The organism is Pantoea sp. JKS000250, from assembly GCF_003201065.1.
In the GTDB taxonomy this organism is placed as follows: domain Bacteria; phylum Pseudomonadota; class Gammaproteobacteria; order Enterobacterales; family Enterobacteriaceae; genus Pantoea; species Pantoea vagans.
Genome location: NZ_QICZ01000001.1, coordinates 3,902,170 through 3,922,159, shown reverse-complemented (window position 1 = coordinate 3,922,159; position 19,990 = coordinate 3,902,170). Strand labels below are relative to the sequence as shown.

12 protein-coding genes and 4 pseudogenes are annotated in these 19,990 nt (G+C 51.3%); 1 reads left to right on the top strand and 15 read right to left on the bottom strand.

The window, feature by feature from the left end; all coding sequences use genetic code 11:
* Positions 1 to 21 precede the first annotated feature (21 nt).
* From BY447_RS18560 to BY447_RS18525, 7 genes and pseudogenes are all read right to left on the bottom strand, one after another.
* Positions 22 to 1,884 (bottom strand): dipeptide ABC transporter ATP-binding protein, encoded by a 1,863-nt coding sequence (locus BY447_RS18560; RefSeq protein ID WP_110331783.1) that lies wholly within the window; start codon positions 1,882 to 1,884, stop codon positions 22 to 24.
* A gap of 15 nt (positions 1,885 to 1,899) precedes the next feature.
* Positions 1,900 to 2,865 (bottom strand): N-acetyl-D-Glu racemase DgcA, encoded by a 966-nt coding sequence (dgcA, locus tag BY447_RS18555; RefSeq protein WP_110331782.1) that lies wholly within the window; start codon positions 2,863 to 2,865, stop codon positions 1,900 to 1,902.
* Between the two features lies 1 nt (position 2,866).
* A complete protein-coding gene (dgcN, locus tag BY447_RS18550; protein WP_110331781.1) occupies positions 2,867 to 3,874 on the bottom strand; it encodes an N-acetyltransferase DgcN in 1,008 nt (335 codons plus the stop codon).
* 612 nt (positions 3,875 to 4,486) lie between these two features.
* On the bottom strand, positions 4,487 to 4,873 hold the full coding sequence (locus tag BY447_RS18545) for a hypothetical protein (RefSeq protein WP_110331780.1): 387 nt from the start codon (positions 4,871 to 4,873) through the stop codon (positions 4,487 to 4,489).
* A pseudogene (locus BY447_RS23530) lies at positions 4,870 to 6,027 on the bottom strand (RHS repeat domain-containing protein); the annotation flags it as partial. The pseudogene BY447_RS23530 and the gene BY447_RS18545, both read right to left, overlap by 4 nt.
* A 114-nt stretch (positions 6,028 to 6,141) precedes the next feature.
* Entirely contained in the window at positions 6,142 to 6,519 is a 378-nt protein-coding gene (locus BY447_RS18530; protein WP_110331777.1) for a hypothetical protein, read from the bottom strand.
* Positions 6,516 to 8,012 (bottom strand): annotated as a pseudogene (locus BY447_RS18525) (glycohydrolase toxin TNT-related protein); the annotation flags it as partial. The pseudogene BY447_RS18525 and the gene BY447_RS18530, both read right to left, overlap by 4 nt.
* 57 nt (positions 8,013 to 8,069) lie before the next feature.
* Here BY447_RS18525 and BY447_RS18520 point away from each other — a divergent pair.
* Positions 8,070 to 8,462: pseudogene (locus BY447_RS18520) on the top strand (DUF933 domain-containing protein); the annotation flags it as partial.
* 275 nt (positions 8,463 to 8,737) lie between these two features.
* Here BY447_RS18520 and BY447_RS18515 read toward each other — a convergent pair.
* From BY447_RS18515 to tssI, 8 genes and pseudogenes are all read right to left on the bottom strand, one after another.
* A complete protein-coding gene (locus tag BY447_RS18515) occupies positions 8,738 to 9,109 on the bottom strand; it encodes a hypothetical protein (protein ID WP_110331776.1) in 372 nt (123 codons plus the stop codon).
* A 46-nt stretch (positions 9,110 to 9,155) separates the two neighbouring features.
* A pseudogene (locus BY447_RS23525) lies at positions 9,156 to 10,083 on the bottom strand (RHS repeat domain-containing protein); the annotation flags it as partial.
* A gap of 227 nt (positions 10,084 to 10,310) precedes the next feature.
* Positions 10,311 to 10,790, bottom strand: coding sequence for a hypothetical protein (locus tag BY447_RS18505; protein ID WP_110331775.1), 480 nt, complete (start codon positions 10,788 to 10,790; stop codon positions 10,311 to 10,313).
* Positions 10,787 to 15,175 (bottom strand): RHS repeat-associated core domain-containing protein, encoded by a 4,389-nt coding sequence (locus tag BY447_RS18500; RefSeq protein WP_110331774.1) that lies wholly within the window; start codon positions 15,173 to 15,175, stop codon positions 10,787 to 10,789. The genes BY447_RS18505 and BY447_RS18500 overlap by 4 nt, the downstream gene beginning before the upstream one ends.
* Before the next feature lie 3 nt (positions 15,176 to 15,178).
* Entirely contained in the window at positions 15,179 to 15,619 is a 441-nt protein-coding gene (locus BY447_RS18495; RefSeq protein ID WP_033782841.1) for a DcrB-related protein, read from the bottom strand.
* 17 nt (positions 15,620 to 15,636) lie between these two features.
* Positions 15,637 to 16,482 (bottom strand): hypothetical protein, encoded by an 846-nt coding sequence (locus tag BY447_RS18490; RefSeq protein ID WP_110331773.1) that lies wholly within the window; start codon positions 16,480 to 16,482, stop codon positions 15,637 to 15,639.
* Between the two features lie 214 nt (positions 16,483 to 16,696).
* The gene (locus BY447_RS18485; protein WP_110331772.1) at positions 16,697 to 17,413 is read right to left on the bottom strand and encodes a hypothetical protein; all 717 of its coding nucleotides are present in this window, start codon (positions 17,411 to 17,413) and stop codon (positions 16,697 to 16,699) included.
* 4 nt (positions 17,414 to 17,417) lie between these two features.
* On the bottom strand, positions 17,418 to 19,961 hold the full coding sequence (gene tssI, locus BY447_RS18480; protein WP_110331771.1) for a type VI secretion system tip protein TssI/VgrG: 2,544 nt from the start codon (positions 19,959 to 19,961) through the stop codon (positions 17,418 to 17,420).
* Positions 19,962 to 19,990 lie beyond the last annotated feature (29 nt).

Here is a 19,990-nt window from a genome sequence, read left to right as displayed (position 1 = left end):
TCTCCTGGGCGTTGAGGATAACTACAATGCAATGCCGTCAGCGACCCAGTGCTGGGGCGCAACCTGGCGATAACGGGGTTTCGTGACCGTTTCGCCCACCTTACGTAACGGCGAAGGAATTTCGCTGTCATCGAAAAGACGGGGCTGACGGTTCTCAGGATCGGCGACCGGCACGGAGGCCAGCAGACGCCGGGTATAGGGGTGTTGCGGCTGATTAAGGACCGACTGGCGCGGGCCAAGCTCGACAATCTGGCCGAGGTACATCACCGCGACGCGATTCGCAATACGTTCGACGACCGCCATGTCGTGAGAGATGAAGATCCATGCCACGCCCGTCTGCTGCTGCAGATCCATCATCAGATTCACGACCTGCGCCTGAATCGACACATCCAGGGCCGATACCGCCTCATCCGCAATAATCACTTTCGGTTTCAGCGCCATGGCGCGGGCGATGGCAATACGCTGACGCTGACCGCCAGAAAATTCGTGCGGATAACGACGCGCGTGTTCGGGCAGGAGGCCGACGCTCTTGAGCAGCGCATCGATCTGTGGAGAAGCCTGTTCAAGCGAAGAGACCCTGCCATGTAGCAGCAACGGTTCGGCAATGGTGAACCCAACTGTCAGACGGGGATTCAGAGACGCATAGGGATCCTGAAACACCATCTGGATTTCACGGCGCAGCGGCTGAAACTCTGCCTCTTTCAGGTCAGAGATCTCCTTTCCTTCAAAATGAATGCTTTCAGCGTCACTGTTGATGAGGCGCATCAGCGCCCGTCCGGTTGTCGATTTGCCGCAGCCGCTTTCACCCACGATGGCCAGGGTTTCACCCGGCCACAGACTGAAATCAATCTGCTCAACCGCGTGCACATGATGCGTCAGGCCCGATAAAATGCCGCTGCGAATCGGGTAATAGACTTTCAGCCCACGCACATCCAGCAGCGGTGCCGCGTCATAGCGAGCAGTTTGCTGTTCGCTTTGCGCAGCATCCCGCGCACCGGGCAGAGGAAAGCGATGCGGCCATGCGTGTTCCCGCATATCGCCGAGTCTGGGCACGGCCGCCAGTAACGCTTTGGTATAAGCGTGCTGCGGGGCGGCAAAAATCTCAGACACGGTTCCCTGCTCGACCACTTCGCCACGCAGCATGACCACCACGCGATCGGCGATTTCCGCGACCACGCCCATATCATGGGTGATAAACAGTACCGCCATCTGTTTCTCACGTTGCAGCTCACGCAGAATATGGAGAATGCGCGCCTGCACGGTGACATCCAGCGCAGTGGTCGGTTCGTCGGCAATCAGGAGCTGCGGATCACAGGCCAGCGCCTGCGCAATCATCACACGCTGCCGCATGCCGCCGGACAGCGAGTGCGGATAGCTTTTCATCACGCGATCCACATCCGCGATACGCACCTGTCGCAGCAGCTCACGCGCGCGCGCATGGGCCTGTTTTCTGTCGCACTTCTGATGATCGCGTAATGCCTCGGTGAGCTGATCGTCAATGCGCAGCACCGGATTCAGCGAGGTCATCGGCTCCTGAAAGATCATCGCCATTTCATTGCCACGCAACGTGCGGCGCTGTGCTTCGTTCAGGGTTTCTAACGCGTGCAGGTTTCCGCTGCGATCACGAAACTGCATGCTGCCGCGATCGACATGTCCATTGCCGGACAGCAGGCCCATTACCGCCAGCGACGTAACCGATTTACCTGAACCGCTTTCACCCACCACGGCGACAATTTCACCCGGATGAATGGCAAAACTGATGCCTTTGAGTGCCTGATTCTCACCGCTGCGTCCATGAAATGTGACGCTGAGATCCTGAATCGCCAGCACAGGGGATGGCGAGGCCGCGCGGGTAACAGGAGAAGTACGTTGTGTGTCTGTCATCGTCGCCTCAAAGTGTTATAGCCAGATACGGCCCTGGGAGTAGCTCAGAAAAGGAGAACTGTCGGCGGCAAGCCAGATGGGGCCATCCAGATCGACGAACTCTGCATTTACCGCGACGGGCAATGCCGCCTCCATCGCCAGTGACGAGCCCAGCATGCAACCGACCATGATGCGCATTTTGTGGGCGCGGGCTTCTTTCACCATCGTCAGCGCTTCGGTCAGGCCACCGCACTTATCCAGTTTGATGTTGATCATCTCGTAGCGGTCGCGTAATCCGGCAATATCTGCCCGCGTATGGCAACTCTCATCGGCACAGACCGGTATGGGATGTTTAAAACGTTGCAGGTCATGATCCTGTCCGGCGGGAAGGGGTTGCTCCACCATCGCAATATTGAAAGCCTTCAGTGCCACCAGCAGGCTTTCCAGTTCCAGCCCCGACCAGGCTTCATTAGCATCGATAATGAGCGTGGCGTGCGGTGCCGCCGCACGAATCGCTGCCACTTTTTCCAGAATCTCACTGCGGTCGAGCTTAATTTTGAGCAGGATGGCACCACGTAACACGGCATCCGCCGCCGCGAGAGCCATATTTTCCTGCGTATCCAGACTAAGGGTCTCTGCCGTCACCACCGACGGTGGCTGAGAGCACGTGCTCTTTTGCCACAGCGTCTGATTTGCCCGTGCCGCGTCAAGACGCCATAGCGCACAGTCCAGCACGTTGCGCGCTGAACCGGCAGGTAACCGGTGCTGCAGATCGTGACGGCTCAGGCCCGACTCCACCTCAGTCCGTACTGCTTCGAGCAGGGCCTGAACGCTGTCGGGTGTCTCATCGTAGCGGGCCGTCGGGGTACATTCTCCCTGCCCGATGAAACCCTCCTGCTCCAGCGTGACCCGGATGACCGTCACGGCGGTACGGATACCGCGTGCGATAGCAAAGGGTCGCGCCAGCGGCAGCTCCACCATCTCAATCTGCAACTGTCGCATTTCAGCCACGCTCCTGAAGCAGTGCGGCGATCTCATCAATACCAAAACGCACAGGATCCGTAGCCGGTAAGCCGAACTCCGCGCTGATTTCGGCGCAATAAGCGATTGCCTCTTCTTCAGTGTAATTTGAGGTGTTGATCGCAAAGCCCGCCAGCTGAACCGACTCACTGGTCACCTGCGCGGCACGCAGATTGGCTTCCACGCACGCCTGCAGGCTGACCATCGGCTGGTGCGGCAAATGACGCATGTGGGGGCGTCCCATTTCATGGCACATCACCAGCCAGTGCGGTTGCGCACCGTGCATCAGCCCCATGCTGACGCCCGCATAAGAGGGATGGAACAGTGAGCCCTGACCTTCGACGATATCCCAATGGTCCGCGTCATTAGCTGGTGACAGCGCTTCTGCTGCACCGGCAATAAAATCAGCGATGACCGCATCCACAGCAATACCCTCTCCTGCGACCAGAATGCCGGTCTGCCCCGTGGCGCGAAAATCGGCCTTCATGCCGCGCGCGCGCATTGCCGCTTCCAGCGCCAGTGAGGTGTACATCTTGCCCACTGAACAGTCCGTACCCACCGTCAGGATGCGCTTACCTGTGCGCTTCTTACCGCTGCCAACATTAAGCGCCGGACGCATATGACGCAGGTCAAACAGCTCTACGCCAGAAGCCTGCGCAAGTGCAACCAGTTCCGGCTCATCCACCAGTCGGTGGTGCAGACCACTGGCAACGTTCATGCCTGCTTTGATGGCACTTTTGATGGTTTCCAGCCAGTGCACTGGCAGATAGCCGCCGGCATTGGCCGTACCCAGCACCAGCGTTTTCGCACCGCGTGCTTTAGCACCGGAAATATCCAGTTCATCGAGACCCAGACTGACCGTGCAGCCCGGCAGTTTAATTTCGCCAACGCACTGCTCAGGCCGCCAGATATGAATACCGCGCGCCGTTTTTGCCGCGAGGGGATCGGTAACATCGCCAAGAAAGAGTAAATAGGGTTGTGGGATTAGCATGTTGTCTCTCGTTTCAGCCAAAAGATCAGGTTCTGAAACCACTATTTCATGCGTTCTGAAAGGTGACGAATGCTTGTTTAGCAGGAGGGTATAACGGCAGGTTATAGCCAGAGGTAATAGTGATGATGGGTGGGTTTTTCAGGGGGTTTGGGACAGGGATTGGAGTAAATGGAGGGGTGGATCATAGGAAAAAGATTGTGTTCGGGGAGGATGGAGGGATATGGGCAAGGGGAGGAAATGGTTTATCCAACACTTAATGCCACTGGTATATTTTAAAAGTCGAACTCCAAAAATATACTTCGCCAGCCTTTGGAGTTAGTGAAATCATAAAAAACAACTAGCTCACTGCTAGCATTTTATTTTTCTATAAATTTAGTGAGAAGGTAATAAATAAGCCAGAAAGATATACTCTAAAGCTAAAGAGTATATTGTGAAAAATGACATTGCAATGAAATTCTTATTTAATGTCCGAAGCTCAGCCATTTACTTAAATAATCGAATAATACGTATTAATGAAGCAGACCACTTTATTAACAGCATTAAATTTAAACTACATCATTGCTAACCATATAAAAATGCCGGAAGAACCTTTTGATCCTATCCGGCCTAAACTCATGGGCGTACAATTCCTAACTTATCCCTCTCCCACTTTAATTCATCCTCACTCTTTATTCTAAGCTTAATAATTAATACACCAAGTACTTTTGTTTTATCTTCGCCAAGGTAAAGATCAAAACCAAATATTTTATCACAACCACTTAATATATATACATACTCATCCTCAACATCATAAAGAATATCTTTGAGTTCGGAATACCCAATAATATCACCGCCATTCCTCCTAACATTTTCGATATGAATTTCCATTTCTTCAAGCGTTCTTTTCTTGAGCTTTTTTATAAGAATTAAATTACTAGCATCTGCAAGATCAATATAATCTCGCAGTATTTTTGGCGCCAATGCATCTAAAATTAATTTTTCATTACTATTTTCAATCATGGCAAAAATACCTCTATGTCTCCGCTTCGAGGTCCTCTCAGAAGGACTTCCTGCTCATAGTATCTATCTGGTGACCAAGCCCATGACCAACCAGCACCTTCTGGAGGAGCGCCAGTCTTGACTCTCAAAACCACACCGTCTTCTTTGGCAAATTTTCTTGCAATATCAGGATCTCTGGTCCATGAAGTAAACGGACTATTTGCGGATACTTCGCCTAGATTATGTTCATCTTCAGTAATATTTGATTTGGGATTGCCAGGGGCGACATGCCCCCTAAGAGCATTGGCTTCATCTGGATGTCCACGGTATATCCCTCGATATAAATACTCACCTTCGATATGTGGTGGCAACGGTTTAGTTGGTCTGGCACTTGAGCACTTACTCAACCCCCACGGATCCACCCAACCCAGCGCATTCGGCGCATACTGGTAAAGGTTGATCCCGCCCGCCAGCCCTATCGGGTCCTGCTGGGTAAACCGTCCGCTGTCCGGGTCATAATATCGAAACAGATTGTAGTGCAGTCCGGTTAATTCGGCACCTGCGGTGCCTCACCCCTCTGGGGTCATCGCTGAAGCGATGTTCAAATTTGCTAAAGCAAATTAGTCCCGGTCCAGGTACTGGCCCTGCATACGCAGGTTCTGCTGAACGACCGGCATCCGCTGGCTGGACTCGCGCAGCAGTTTGCCCCACGGGCTGTTGATCCCTTCCCAGGCTTTTTGCCCTTCACTGTCGGTCAGCAGCTCCGGCATCCCGTTGGCCGCATTATGAAACCAGTAAATCTCCGGGCTTTCCAAGCCATCAATACGGGCCAGCGGTTCATAGCTCTGGCTGTCGCTGTAAACATAGGTCAGCGGAGTGCCGTCGTGGATTTCCTGCAGCAGGCGGTAGCCTTCCCAGACAAAACGCGTCGTTACGACGTTGCCAGATGGTCTTCCCTGTAACAGCTGCTGGATGGTTTTACTGATGCGGCGTCCCAGCGGATCGTAGCGGAAACTCACCTTTGTGCGCGGCTTGTTACGGTCCCGCGGCTCGCTGATGACGTCCATCAGGCGATGCTCACCATCGTAACGGTAGCGCCAGCGGGTGTGCCCGTCATCTTTCTCAGTGGTGCGGCCATGAATATCGTACTGCCAGCGGATACCGTTCAGTTTGGTGGTAAGCTTATTTATGATCCTCGGCCTTACTTACCAAGAAAAATCTTCTTGTATTATAAAACACATCATTTAAAAAAAATTATAAAACCCTAACTAAACCTAAATGTTATAAAACTATTGATTAAGACTTTCATCATCAAACACACCGACAAGATAAGACTCATAGCGAGCAGGTTGTATTTCCTTATAAGTAAAAACAACTAAAATGTTGTGCAGCCCATTTGAGCATTTTTTTTCTGAAACTCTTAGTGGAATGTTTTTATATCTAACCTCCTGGATTTCACCATCCGTAAACTTCACATCTTTAATATTTCTGACAATATATTTTCTTTTCTTTTCATCATACGTATCTAAACCCTCTGAATTATATAACCCAAAATAAACTTTACCATTACAGCAAGGGCAAGAGATTTCCGTATGATTCTTTAAGAACTCATCTTCAAATCCATCATGGATTAATGTCTTTTTTTTCTGATAATTAACTATTTTCATACCTTCCTCAAAAAGCCATTTTCGACTAATTTATCAATGCTAAAAAAGGTTTCATGTTGAGTTCCATAACCCGGCTGTCCAAACCAAGGAATGGCTGGTCCACTATCGACCGGTAATGGTTTCATTACCTCATAAATCGAATAGGGTTTATTCAGCGTGCTTGATTGTAAAGCCCTGCCCTCAAATGAAGAGCCAACAGGGGAAATAAAGCTACCACCATCATGGAACCCTTTATCATCAATCCAACCACCATAACGATCAACTAAAGTGCCAGGTTCAAGAGTCATTTTTGTTGCTTTAACAAAACCACGGTTAGGGGGCCAAGCTCCTTCACCCATGAATCGCTCTAATTCTGCCCAGTCTTGTTTTTTCCATAAAGCATATGCTTTGGATGCCTGTGACCTTGAAGTAAATTGTCGATTATTCGACTTTTTCTGGAACTCATTCCATTCGTTCTTACACCTACTCAACCCCCACGGATCCACCCACCCCAGCGCATTCGGCGCATACTGGTAAAGATTGATCCCGCCCGCCAGACCTATCGGGTCCTGCTGGGTAAACCGTCCGCTGTCCGGATCATAATAACGAAACAGATTGTAGTGCAGTCCGGTTAATTCGGCACCTGCGGTGCCTCACCCCTCTGGGGTCATCGCTGAAGCGATGTTCAAATTTGCTAAAGCAAATTAGTCCCGGTCCAGGTACTGGCCCTGCATACGCAGGTTCTGCTGAACGACAGGCATCCGCTGGCTGGACTCGCGCAGCAGTTTGCCCCACGGGCTGTTGATCCCTTCCCAGGCTTTTTGCCCTTCACCGTCAGTCAGCAGCTCCGGCATCCCGTTGGCCGCATTATGGAACCAGTAAATCTCCGGGCTTTCCAAGCCATCAATACGCGCCAGCGGTTCATAGCTCTGGCTGTCACTATAAACGTAGGTCAGGGGAGTGCCGTCGTGGATCTCCTGCAGCAGACGGTAACCTTCCCACACGAAGCGCGTCGTGACGGCGTTGCCAGATGGTCTTCCCTGTAACAGCGGCTGGCTGGTTTTACTGATGCGGCGTCCCAGCGGATCGTAACGGAAACTCACCTTTGTGCGCGGCTTGTTACGGTCCCGCGGCTCGCTGATGACGTCCATCAGGCGATGCTCACCATCGTAGCGATAACACCAGCGAATCTGCCCGTCATCTTTCTCGGTGGTGCGGCCATGGATATCGTACTGCCAGCGGATACCGTTCAGTTCGGTGACACGGTTATGCATGACATGGGCAGCACTATGGCGATCCAGCGGGTTGCCCGCGCCATCCCAGCGCCACTGTTCATTACCCGGCTGCGCACCGTCCTGTGACAACAGCCGCCCAGCGTTATCGTAGTTCCATAATGTCTGGCTGAACGGATTATCGTCACGCTCTTCACGAATCAGGTTGTTACCGTAATCGAAGTCGCGGCGACGGGACCAGACGCGCGGCGCAGGACGCTGTGAGTCACCCTTAAATACATTGATTGCGCATAGTGCCTCAGAGTTCCCGATGCAATGTGTCACGAGTAGACTCGATTCATGGTGCCATTATGTGACATCAGTGGGTCAGGCCTTGCCGAACTGGAGGATGAAGACCGGGACGAGTTCATGGCGGAACCGAGACTGGAAAAGCCGGGGCAGAATCGCGTTATCAGTGCCGGTTACTCTCTCCTGAACCTGCAGACCTACATCGCCGCTGGTGTGAAAGAAATCCGTGCATGGACCATTCAGGTCGCCCGATCGCCCTCAGGCAGTCGGTAAAATTCAAGCCGACTTCGAGAAAGACTTTATCCGCGCCCAGACCATCGCGTTTAAGACTTTATCGCTTATAAAGGCGAGCAAGGTGCTAAATAAGCCAGCAAGATACGTTCAGATGGTAAAGAGTACGTCGTGAAAGATAGCAATGTGATGAATTTCCTGTTCAACGACTGATGTGGTTTCAGGCTTTAAAAAAACACGTTCTTAGCATGTTTTTTATTTCAGGCAACGAAGAATGGAATCGGAAGCTACTGATGAATTATCTTTCATAAAATAACTGTCTTTAATCATAATAAATTAAATGGCATGCTTGTTTTTATAAGCATTTTACTTTTTCCAATCTTGAAAAATCTATTCTATCAGATTTTCGTGGAGTAACCACATCACTCCACGAACTTAAATATAGCTACCCATTATATCTTATCGCTCTAATGTTGAATAGATAACCATCAGTATGCAGGTGAAACACGCACAAGCAAATTATCTTTTTGATTGTAAGAAAAATGCCAATCACTCCACCCGTCAATTTTCTCACTAAAAACACAGACTACTAAGACTTCTTTTTTTGCATCAATGGCCATGTAGTAAAACTGTCCCCCATCAGGAGGCGAAAATGTTGATAAAACCTCTCCTCCTCCGTTAATTATAGATAACCTCTGTGGCAATTCTCTCTTTTGGTCTAGAACAAATATCAACTCTCTACTTCCATCGACCATCACCTGATCAATTTTAGAAAATGGCATGGAAAATATTTTTTCTTTACATTTCCACTTTACAATCGACTCACAAGCCATGACATTTAGATCATTAATTTCGCTCATTTTTACTCCCTGCTTCAATCGCCGATGGGCTTTTCATCTACTACTCTCAAGTAGTCCATTCTTTCATTAGGGGCACTAACATTTCCACCTGTGATTTACCACCTTTAAGGTAAGCACCAGCCCCTTTATCAATTTGGGGACCTACCTCTCCAAAGTTGACAGGCAAGGGTTTTATAACCTCATAAGTAATAACTCTATCAATATCAGGTTTCCATTCATTTTTGACTCCAAGCTCATTCCTTACGAAAGCTTTATTAGGAATATCATCGAAAGTAGCAAAACCGCCCGGGCGGGTAGCAGGTTGGCCCGGAGCCACTGCCATATTAAGTTTAACACCAGGTAAAACTTCTGCTTTAACTGGAGGTTCATTCAATGGCCAAGGAGACTGTTCTTTTATCAAATTATGATAGGCTTCGGAAGCATCGGATGTTTTTTTGAAATTGCCACGATGATGCCGCTGATATTCATTCCATGTATTAGTTTTCTTACAACTCAACCCCCACGGATCCACCCAACCCAGCGCATTCGGCGCATACTGGTAAAGGTTAATCCCGCCCGCCAGCCAGCCCTATCGGGTCCTGCTGGGTAAACCGTCCGCTGTCCGGGTCATAATAACGAAACAGATTGTAGTGCAGTCCGGTTTCCCGGTCCAGGTACTGGCCCTGCATACGCAGGTTCTGCTGAATAACTGGCATTCGCTCGCTGGACTCGCGCAGCAGTTTGCCCCACGGGCTGTTGATCCCTTCCCAGGCTTTTTGCCCTTCAGCGTCAGTCAGCAGCTCCGGCATCCCGTTGGCCGCATTACGAAACCAGTAAATCTCCGGGTTTTCCACACCATCAATACGCGCCAGCGGCTCATAGCTCTGGCTGTCGCTGTAAACATAGCTCAGCGGAGTGCCGTCGTGGATCTCCTGCAGCAGGCGGTAGCCTGCCCAGACAAAACGCGTCGTTACGGGGTTGCCGGATGATCTCCCTGTATAAGCTGCTGGCTGTTTTAACTGATAACAGTGCAGAATCTAATTTCACTATAAAGCCTACTATATAATAAAAACTTAATATAATAACCAGCCAATTATTTTAGAATGCACCTCGAAGTAAATACTCAAGTAAATTTACTTCACAATAAAAAATATTGTATTTTTAGTATTTATCTTTTTTAACTTGCCACCCTAACTGTTTGTAATTGAATTTTATTTTATAATCACACATCCCATGTTATATATATACCATGATTAAATGACCTTGTCTCGTATGAAACTGACACGTTCCCCCATGGAAATCTCCACCTAACCATTTCATTTTCACTAAAGTCAGGCTCCCCTAGTTCCAGAGATGAGCCAAGCCAATTAGACAAATATCTTACTGATTTATTTAACATTTCAATGTCGGCTCGCCTGTTCCAATCACTTAAGGAATCATAATATTCACTTCCTTTATCGACAAGTTGCACCATGAACGGAAAATTAAAACATATTGGCCTAATGTGGATTTCAAATTCTTTATTATGGAAAACTATTGAATCGATAAGATAATGATGAGGCATAAGACTTTTTATAGAACCTACTTTTTGTAATTTTTTATAAAATTCACTATTGCAAAAAGCCTCTTCACTTGTAATTTCCAAATTTTTTTCATCTAGGACTAATGTACCTGTGGTTGGTTCAAATTTTAGATTTTTCATATATCAATAATTTTTCCTGGGATTAACAAATGCCTCACTTCCTCTGGTATAAAGAACTGAAGTCCCCCACCATCGCCATAAATTTTATTTGCTGCCGCTCTACCATAGGCAACATCAATATCTTCACTTACATAAAATGCTCTTAATTTCGTACGTACAGGCCAGCGTGGATCTAATTTAACTTGCAAAGCTTGATGATAACCTAATGGATTATTTCTGTATTGTTTAACAGTAGGGAATGTGACTACATATGCAGGTTTTTGGTCACCGTTAGGGTAAAGAGCATAGAGAACTGTACCTTTTTTAAGCTTCCTGTTCTTGTAAACATCAATTCCTGGATAATCGGTATTTTCTGGACCTTGCCATTTAGTGGCTTCTTTAGAAGGGTTTTTACACTTCATCAAACCCCAAGGATCCACCCACCCCAGCGCATTCGGCGCACACTGGTAAAGGTTGATCCCGCCCGCCAGCCCTATCGGGTCCTGCTGGGTAAACCGTCCGCTGTCCGGGTCATAATAACGAAACAGATTGTAGTGCAGACCGGTCTCACGGTCCAGGTACTGGCCCTGCATACGCAGGTTCTGCTGAACGACCGGCATCCGCTGGCTGGACTCGCGCATCAGCTTGCCCCACGGGCTGTTAATTCCTTCCCAGGCTTTTTGCCCTTCAGCGTCGGTCAGCAGCTCCGGCATCCCGTTGGCCGCATTATGGAACCAGTAGATCTCCGGGCTTTCAACACCATCAATACGCGCCAGCGGTTCATAGCTCTGGCTGTCGCTGTAAACGTAGGTCAGGGGAGTGCCGTCGTGGATCTCCTGCAGCAGACGGTAACCTTCCCACACAAAACGCGTCGTTACAGCGTTGCCAGATGGTCTTCCCTGTAACAGCTGCTGGCTGGTTTTACTGATGCGGCGTCCCAGCGGATCGTAGCGGAAACTCACCTTTGTGCGCGGCTTGTTACGGTCCCGCGGCTCGCTGATGACGTCCATAAGGCGATGCTCACCATCGTAACGGTAGCGCCAGCGGGTCTGTCCGTCATCTTTCTCAGTGGTGCGGCCATGAATATCGTACTGCCAGCGGATACCGTTCAGTTCAGTGACGCGGTTATGCGTGACATGCGCGGCACTATGGCGATCCAGCGGGTTGCCTGCGCCATCCCAGCGCCACTGTTCATTACCCGGCTGCGCACCGTCCTGAGACAATAACCGACCGGCGTTATCGTAGTTCCATAATGTCTGGCTGAACGGATTATCGTCACGCTCTTCACGGATCAGGTTGTTACCGTAATCGAAGTCACGGCGACGGGACCAGACGCGCGGTGCAGGTCGCTGCGAGTCGCCTTTGAACACGTCACGACGGCGCAGTCTGCCTAACCGGTCATATTCACTGCGCATGGTCAGGCCGCCCTGGGTCCGGCTCAGTTCCCGGTGCAGCGTGTCACGGGTAAACTCGGTGACCGGCAGGTTGTCTAATGCGATGCTCAGTAAATGGCCGCTGCCGTAGTAAAGCTGCTTGAGATTACGACCATCCGGCAGGGTTAAGGCTGTGCAGTTACCCAGCGCGTCATACTCCCACGCCAGTTCTCCCTGCTCTCCCTGTTCCGCAACGATGCGGCCCAGCGCATCATATTTAAAGGTGATCTCCTGCTCGGCCTGCTGGCTCCACTCAGTGTCAGACAGCGGCAGATGCTGCGACACCTTACCCAGCTGGCCGCCACCGCTGTAGTGATAGCGCGTCTGGCCTTCCGGCGTGGTCCGCGCCAGCAGTTGTCCCGCACGGCTCCAGTGATAGCGATGGGTGATGGACTGAGGATGCCCGGCGGCAAAGGTACGTGATACCGTGCGGCCCGCTGCATCATAATCATATCGCGTGGCAACGCCATCCAGCCCGACCTGAGCCAGCAACAGAGAATCTGCGCCCCACTCGAACTGATACTGCTCGCCGTTCTCGTTTTGCAGCGCCGTCAACCGGCCACGGCTGTCCCAGCTTCGCTGAACCGTCTCACCCTCTGCATTGCGGTTGGCAATCAATCGCCCGACGTTGTCGTAACGGAATTCACTGCGCTTGCCATCAGCCGATTCATAGGCCAGCGGCAGTCCGTTTTCACTCCAGTGCAACCGCTCTTCCCATCCTTCTGCACGTTCCAGCTGAAGAGGACGGCCTGCTGCGTCATAGTGATAACGGGTTTCTTCACCATCCGGCGCGATGACACAACTGAGCCAGCCCAGCGGATGATAACGGTAGCGCGTGGTCAGCCCTGAGCAGTCGGTTTCACGGATAACCTGGCCGGCATCGTTAAACTCCCGGCGGTAGCTGTTACCCGCTGCGTCGATCTCCTCGACAACCAGTCCGAATTCATCCCGTTTATAGAGCGTGCTTTGCCCGAGCGCATCAACGACGCGCTCAAGGCCATGATGGGGATCGTAATAGTACTTCGTGGTGGAACCATCTGCTCCGGCAACCACTGTCGGCAGCGAACGGTGGGACAGCCATTGCACAGCCTGCACACCGCCGTCAGCATCTTTCTCTTCAACGCGGTTACCCAGATCGTCATAGGCGAAGCTCACCGCGTTGCCCAGCGGATCGATGCGGCGCGTCAGGAGTTCGTTTTCATCCCACTCGTAGCGCCACTTCTCGCCCCGCTCGTCGATAAAACAGGTGATGAGGCCCGCAGCATTCCAGTGATGTTCGCGCTGCTGACCGTCATAGGTTGAAACACGCGTGATGCCCGCCTCGAGATCGTAATGCATGTGGCAGCCATCACCGGTATTGGTGCGGTTCTCAACTACGCGCCAGTGATCCAGCTTCTGCCAGCGATATTCGCTTTCCAGCCCGCCGGGCAGCTGATGCCAGACCATTAACCCGTCGTCGTTGTACCGGAAACGCCGCGACACAACGCCAGCCGCATCAGTAACGCTGGCAAGCTGGCCCTGTTCAGTGTATGTCCAGCGCGTCAGAGGCCAGTGCTGATCGCCATCAAAATGGCTGGCTGATGTCGGGCGCCGCGCGTGCTGCCTGTCGTCGTAGTGCAGCGTAACGTCAATCGCCAGCGGCGCGTCATGAATACGCACCAGACGAGCCTGTTCATCCCAGCCCATCTCCAGGGCGTTGCCGTACTCATCACTCAGTGAAGCCAGCCGAAGCACCTGCGGATCAGCAGCCGTGCGTCGGTATAGACGCCAGACCGCACCGTCGTCATCGGCAATGGCGATATCGCCTGACTCGTTGCGCCGCACCATCAACCCTTCGCTGATGCTGTAGAGCACCTCTTTTTCACCGGGCACGTCAAAGCTTAGTTCGCGTCCGTTGTCATCAAACCAGGTCGCCCGGTTCCCTTCCAGCGTCAGGTAACTGTCAAACACCGTGGCCCAGCCCTGACCAAACAGGCCAGCACGCTGAGTCAGGCTGTTATAGCTGCGCTGAAAACTAAGCGGGAAACGTCCGGGAAGGGAAAAATCGCGCTCGGCATCATCATTCAGGACTTTGACGCCGGTCGCTGCATGAACCGGGAACAGCGACGAGAAAGCCGCGTTGATGGCCATGTCCGCTGCCATACCGCCCACGGCACCGGCCAGCGCGCAGGGCATGTTTTTGAGGATCTGACTGGGGCGACCACGGATTAGAGAAAGGCCGATCATCATCACAGCCAGGCCTGGCACCTTGCCGCTTTTGATCTCCCTGACCGTGACCGTTTCACCACCAATAATGACATTGGGGGAAACATCGTCACTCACGGTGGCATCACAGGTGGTTTTATCCTTTGCGCGTACCGCAGGCTGGCCATTGATAAAGACGCTTTTCGATCCCTGCGCCAGATATTGCGGTGCACTGTGTTTTTCACAGGCCACTTTGTCCTGCTCCAGCGGAGAGGTGCCCGCATCGGCGGAGGCGACCGTAGGTTGCCACATTGCACTCCCAAACTGGCCCACCGCAGAGAGCAGCATGCCGCCGTAGTCGGCAAAGCTCTTCGGTGATTGCGGTTCCGGTGGTGGTGTCTCGCCGGGCGTGAGCATCCCGGCCGCGCGCACGGCTAAAAGACCATTTACGTAAACGTTGTCTGAACCGCTGGATATCACACCGGCGGGTGACGGCGGGAATATCATGTTTCCCAGCCCATCGGCCGCTTTGCTGATCTCCTGTGACAGACCCACGGCATTGGCCAGTATACCGCCAAGAATACCGCTGAGCAGGCAACTGTTACCCACAGCGGCTACACTGGCCGCTGCTACCCCTGTACCCAACAGGGGCGCTGCCGAGACGATAGCAGCACCCACTGCAGCACCAATGACGGCATACGCCGCACCTTCTGCCACAATGCTGGTGATATCAGCAAAAATGCTGGAGTGAATGATCTCATCGCCCACGCGGGCCGCAGGATTATCCATAAGTTATGCTTTCCGTGGCGTGTTCAGAGTCAGGCTTTGTTTAAAAGCACTCCAGCGCTGTCCGTCTTCTTCATTGAATGGACGCATCGCGGAGAGCGTAAAAATCATTAAGGTGTTCGAGTCCGGCACCTGCGTAGCCAGCTGTTTCTGCCACACGGCCTGCCCGTTACGGTCAAACATAGTTTCAACTTCAATTGCGTGCAGGGTGTTATCTACACCCGCCATCACGCGTACAAACTCACTCTGCTGGATGTGACCCATCTGACTCCGCAACGTGTCCCACTGACGCTGGAATTCTTTTTCCGCATCACTGCCCTCAGAAATAACACCACGGCTTACAACCAAAGCCAGGCCACTGGCTTCGTCGCGGAGAATATTCATGGTGGTGTCCTGCCAGGCAGCAGGAAAAAGCGCAAAGGCGCCCTCATTGAATTGGTAATTCATAATAGATTTCCGTTTTATTAATGGTTTGTAGCGGGTGGAATCAGGCTATGGTATTCGCCATCAACGTTGTCGGCATTAGTGAGTAGCTGTGTATTATCTCGAGCAACTTTAATGTCGAAAAGTCGATGCGTAATATCAGGATCCCCACCGCAACTGGTGTCGTGATGATCTTCACGAACCGTGATGACAAAGAAACGTTTATCACTGCTGTCATCGAGATCGTACCGCAGGCATTTATCATCAAGGCTAGTCAGGTGCCAGGTGTGAATCGCTTCCGTTGCGGCACTGATAGCCTGGTCAGCGCTGATTTCGCTTTGCTCTGCACCCAGATCTGTTTTCAACATGATGGAGCTGACCTTCCCCTGGTCAATCTGGAACATTAACTGTTTCCCGCCCGACTGGTAGACAAGCCATTGCTGATTATCACTGTTGTCTTCTTTGGCGGGTCCATAAGCTTGCTGAACCTGTTCGGGGCTATCGCCTATCTTTATATTTCGGGACGTCGGCACGCTGGCACTTTTCAGAAGGACCTCAGCCAGAACCGTGTGGCTGGCATCTCCAACCGCTGCCGCGCTAAATAACTCAAAGCCGTCGTAGGTATGCTGAAAGTAGTTGTACTGCTGGTTGTTAATATCCACTTCTCCGGCCAGAACTGAACTGAGGGCCTTGCCTGCGCGTACGAAACTTTCGTTGCTCCAGTTGTCACCAGGAGTGAAAGCATAGTCGTTCAGCAGAACGGAAAAATCGCCCTCTTTAAGAGCAGGAACAGACAATTCCGTACCAGACTCAGCTCTGGCAAGACAGGATAAAAACAGGAGGACAGGCATAAATAAAAGGCTGGTAAAAAAACGATTTACAATCATTGTCTTTTATCGAGGTTAGCAATTTAAAATAATAAAAAACATTCATTCACTAATGTAACGCGATTAAATTGACTCAATAAAAAATATACAGATCAATAATATGCACGAGGTGGAGACAAAACATCACCACCTCAATAAAATATCACAACATTAATCAACGTTATTATTATCATCTGAAGCGCAAAAAACTCTCACTTGATAATAATAAAAATCATCACTCCCACTTACCACTTTGCTCTACAAGCGTTTTATTCCCCTGCGTTACTTTTAACGCAAGCGGATTAAAGCTCACAATATAATCTACGCCGCTATTATTGAAAATCATTCCATCAGCTTTATTTGAGTTGACAGGCTGCGTGGTTTTACCTTCAAGAGTGATTTGTTTCCCATCTTTATTTCTGAGACCTAAGTATTTAACTTTATTACATACAGTATAAAACTCTCCGCAACCATTCACTAAAGTAATGGTAAAATCAGCTGTCGAGAAAATCTTCATGCCCGATTTTAAATCCCCCTGATTCACTTCTTTATCGAGCGAGTAAGTTTTTGGAGCGTAAAACTCACCATTCTCAGGGTCTTTTATTAACTTCCATAAAACTTTATTATCTTTAAGTTCTAAATTTGCTTTACCCTTGACTCCGCCAAATGAAGAATCAAATTCAATTAAAGCTTTTTTACCATTTGCAGTGCCTTTGAGATTGCTGCCATTACCCTCAGGACAATCTATTTTGTTTCCACCCCGTGTTACATAACAATAATTACCCGTTATTTTATTATTATCCTGCTTTAATTTTAATGTCAGAGTGGAGTATAACGATCCATTATCATTTTTTTCTTGACCATTCCACTGACCAGTAAAGTCATCAGAAGCGAACAAGGATAATGAAGAGATTGACAGCAAAACAGCTAAGCTAAATCCAACTTTATTCATTTAATTAACCTTTAAAATCCAGACAATCATTAACCCTATTAATCCAGCCGTTGAGATTAGGTAAGTTTTTAGGATCAGATATAGTCAGGTTAGTATAATATTGCTTTCTGATTTCAGCAATGCTATTGGTTAGCTTACCTGAATCTTCAACACTATTCATAGCAGAAATTGTATCAGGCCCAATGACACCATCAACCTTCACATTTTGTCCATATTGACTATTTAGCAATTTTTGAATCTGCTTTCCGGCTCCACCAGAAGTAATGCTCCAGTCATAGGACATCAAAGCTAATTTAGGATCCTTAATATCGTTGAAACCACTTGGATCCCAATATCTTTTCTTGTAAATAATTTCAGCCTGCTCTGGAGTGATTTTTTTTAAATTTTCTAATGTCGGCTCAACGCCTAAATCTTCTTTTGAGTATTTTTTCCATGTATCCCACGCAATACCATGATTTGTTGGGCCGCCTTTGTCAGATGCACGGTTTGCATAACCACCTTCATGTCTTAATATTATTGGAGAAATCGTGGAAAAATTGTCACTATTTTTTGGCCCAGCCGCACCTTTCGCCGGGGCCGCCGCAGCCTTTGGTGCAGCGGGTGCAGCCTGCCCTTTCTGCTTCGGCGGGAACAGGTTATCTACGGCCTGACTGATGTTCTGTTTATGACTGGATCCCGGTGCGCTTGTGCCCGGTTTCGCACCATCCGTGTTCAGGTTCAGTTTGCCGCCAGAGGTGGTGATATGACCATCGCCCTGCACGAAAATATTGAACCCCTTGCCGACGATATTAATCTGACCATTCGCATTGAGTTCGATAGCACTCTCTCCGCATTCAAAACGAAGCTTAGTGCCCGACCCAACGACGTAAGTATCAACCACCGCATCGAGTTTGCCCTTACCGGTCAGCCGCTCTTCGCCCCCTTTCACTCCGTGGACGCGGTTAGTTTCGACACGGTAGAGCTCATTGCCGCCCGCGTAATGGCTGTGATTGTTGGCAACTGAATGGCTGGCGTCATTTTTAACATGTGTATCCATGTTCTTCTGCGCCTGAATCCACAGGTGTTCCTCACCCGCCTTATCCTCAAACCTCAGCGCGTTCGCGGTGTCCGCCGTGCCATCCTTCGACCGGCTTAGAAAACCCATCTGCGTCGCTGCCGCCGGCAGCGCCCACGGCGGCATACTCGCCTCGTTATACACGCGGCCGATGATCAGCGGACGATCCGGGTCGCCGTTGATGAAGTCCACCACCACTTCGTCGTTAACACGCGGGATCTGCACCCCGCCGAACCCCTGACCGGCCCAGGCGCTGGAGACGCGCACCCAGCACGAACTCGTGTCGTCGCCCTTCGCCAGCCGGTCCCAGTGAAACTTCACCTTTACCCGGCCATAGCGGTCGGTCCAGATGGACTCGCCTTTCGGCCCGACCACCTTCGCGGTCTGCGGGCCGTGTGTTTTCGGCCACGGCGTCTCCGGCGGCGTGCGGTAGGTCACCGACGACGGCAGCACCGTGAAGTGGATGTTGTGGCGGCTGTCACCGGTGTCACCGCTGGCGTAGGAGTTCTCGGCAAAGTCATAGGTCGCTGAAGTGACCAGATACTCGCCGTTGTCGCTGAAGTGCGGCGCGTTGATGATGGAGAAGGTAAAGCCCGGGGCGATGCCGGTGGCCGTGCCCGACCCGCTGACGCTGTGGTGCTCGGCCTGCCATACCTCCTGACGGATGCGCGCGTAGGACTCGCCGTGGCTGTGGTCGACAAAATGGCCCGGCCAGTCGTAGACGTCCACCGAGCCCGGCACCGGCGACGCCGGGTTCTGGCGGGCCTGCAGCATCCACGCGTTCGGCTTGCGGAAGTCGTAGTCGTCGGTACTGTAGATGCCCGGCGTCACGCTCTCCGCCAGCGACCACTGGCTGATGCCCTCTTCCGTGACCACCCCGCCAGACTGGGTGACGTGATAAGCAATGGTCTCATAGCCCGGAAACGCCTGATGCTGGTCCGGCGCGTCGCACAGCACCAGCGTATGTTTGTCCGCCTCGTGGCGGAAGAAGTAGTAAATCCCCTCCAGCTCCATCAGGCGGCTGATAAAGTCCAGGCTGCTCTCCTGATACTGCACGCAGTACTCCCACACCCGGTAGTTGCCCGCCAGCCGCGTCTCAACGTTGACCGCGTACTCCTTCAGCAGCGTCTGCACAATCTGCGGCACCGTCTGGCTCTGGAAGATGCGCAGGTTGCGGTCGCGCCGCATCGGCCACAGGTCCGGCTCGACCGTCAGCTGGTAGACCGCGTAGCGGGTGCCGCTCAGCTCCTGGCTGCGCACCGCTATCCGGGTGATTTTGCCGTTGAGGTAGCGCGGACTCAGCGCGCTCATCAGGCCATCGGTCGGCAGCGAAAAGGTGACCGGCTTGCCCAGCAGGGCGTGACGGTCGATGCGCGCGTCGGTGGCCAGCAGTTCGGCGGTGAGCACAAACGGACGGGACAGCGTCTCGGTGCCCGTGAGCGTGTGGAACAGCAGGCCGTCCGCCGGCAGCTGTGCAGTAATGCGTGAGAACATGGTGATTTTCCTGACTGACTTGAACGGCA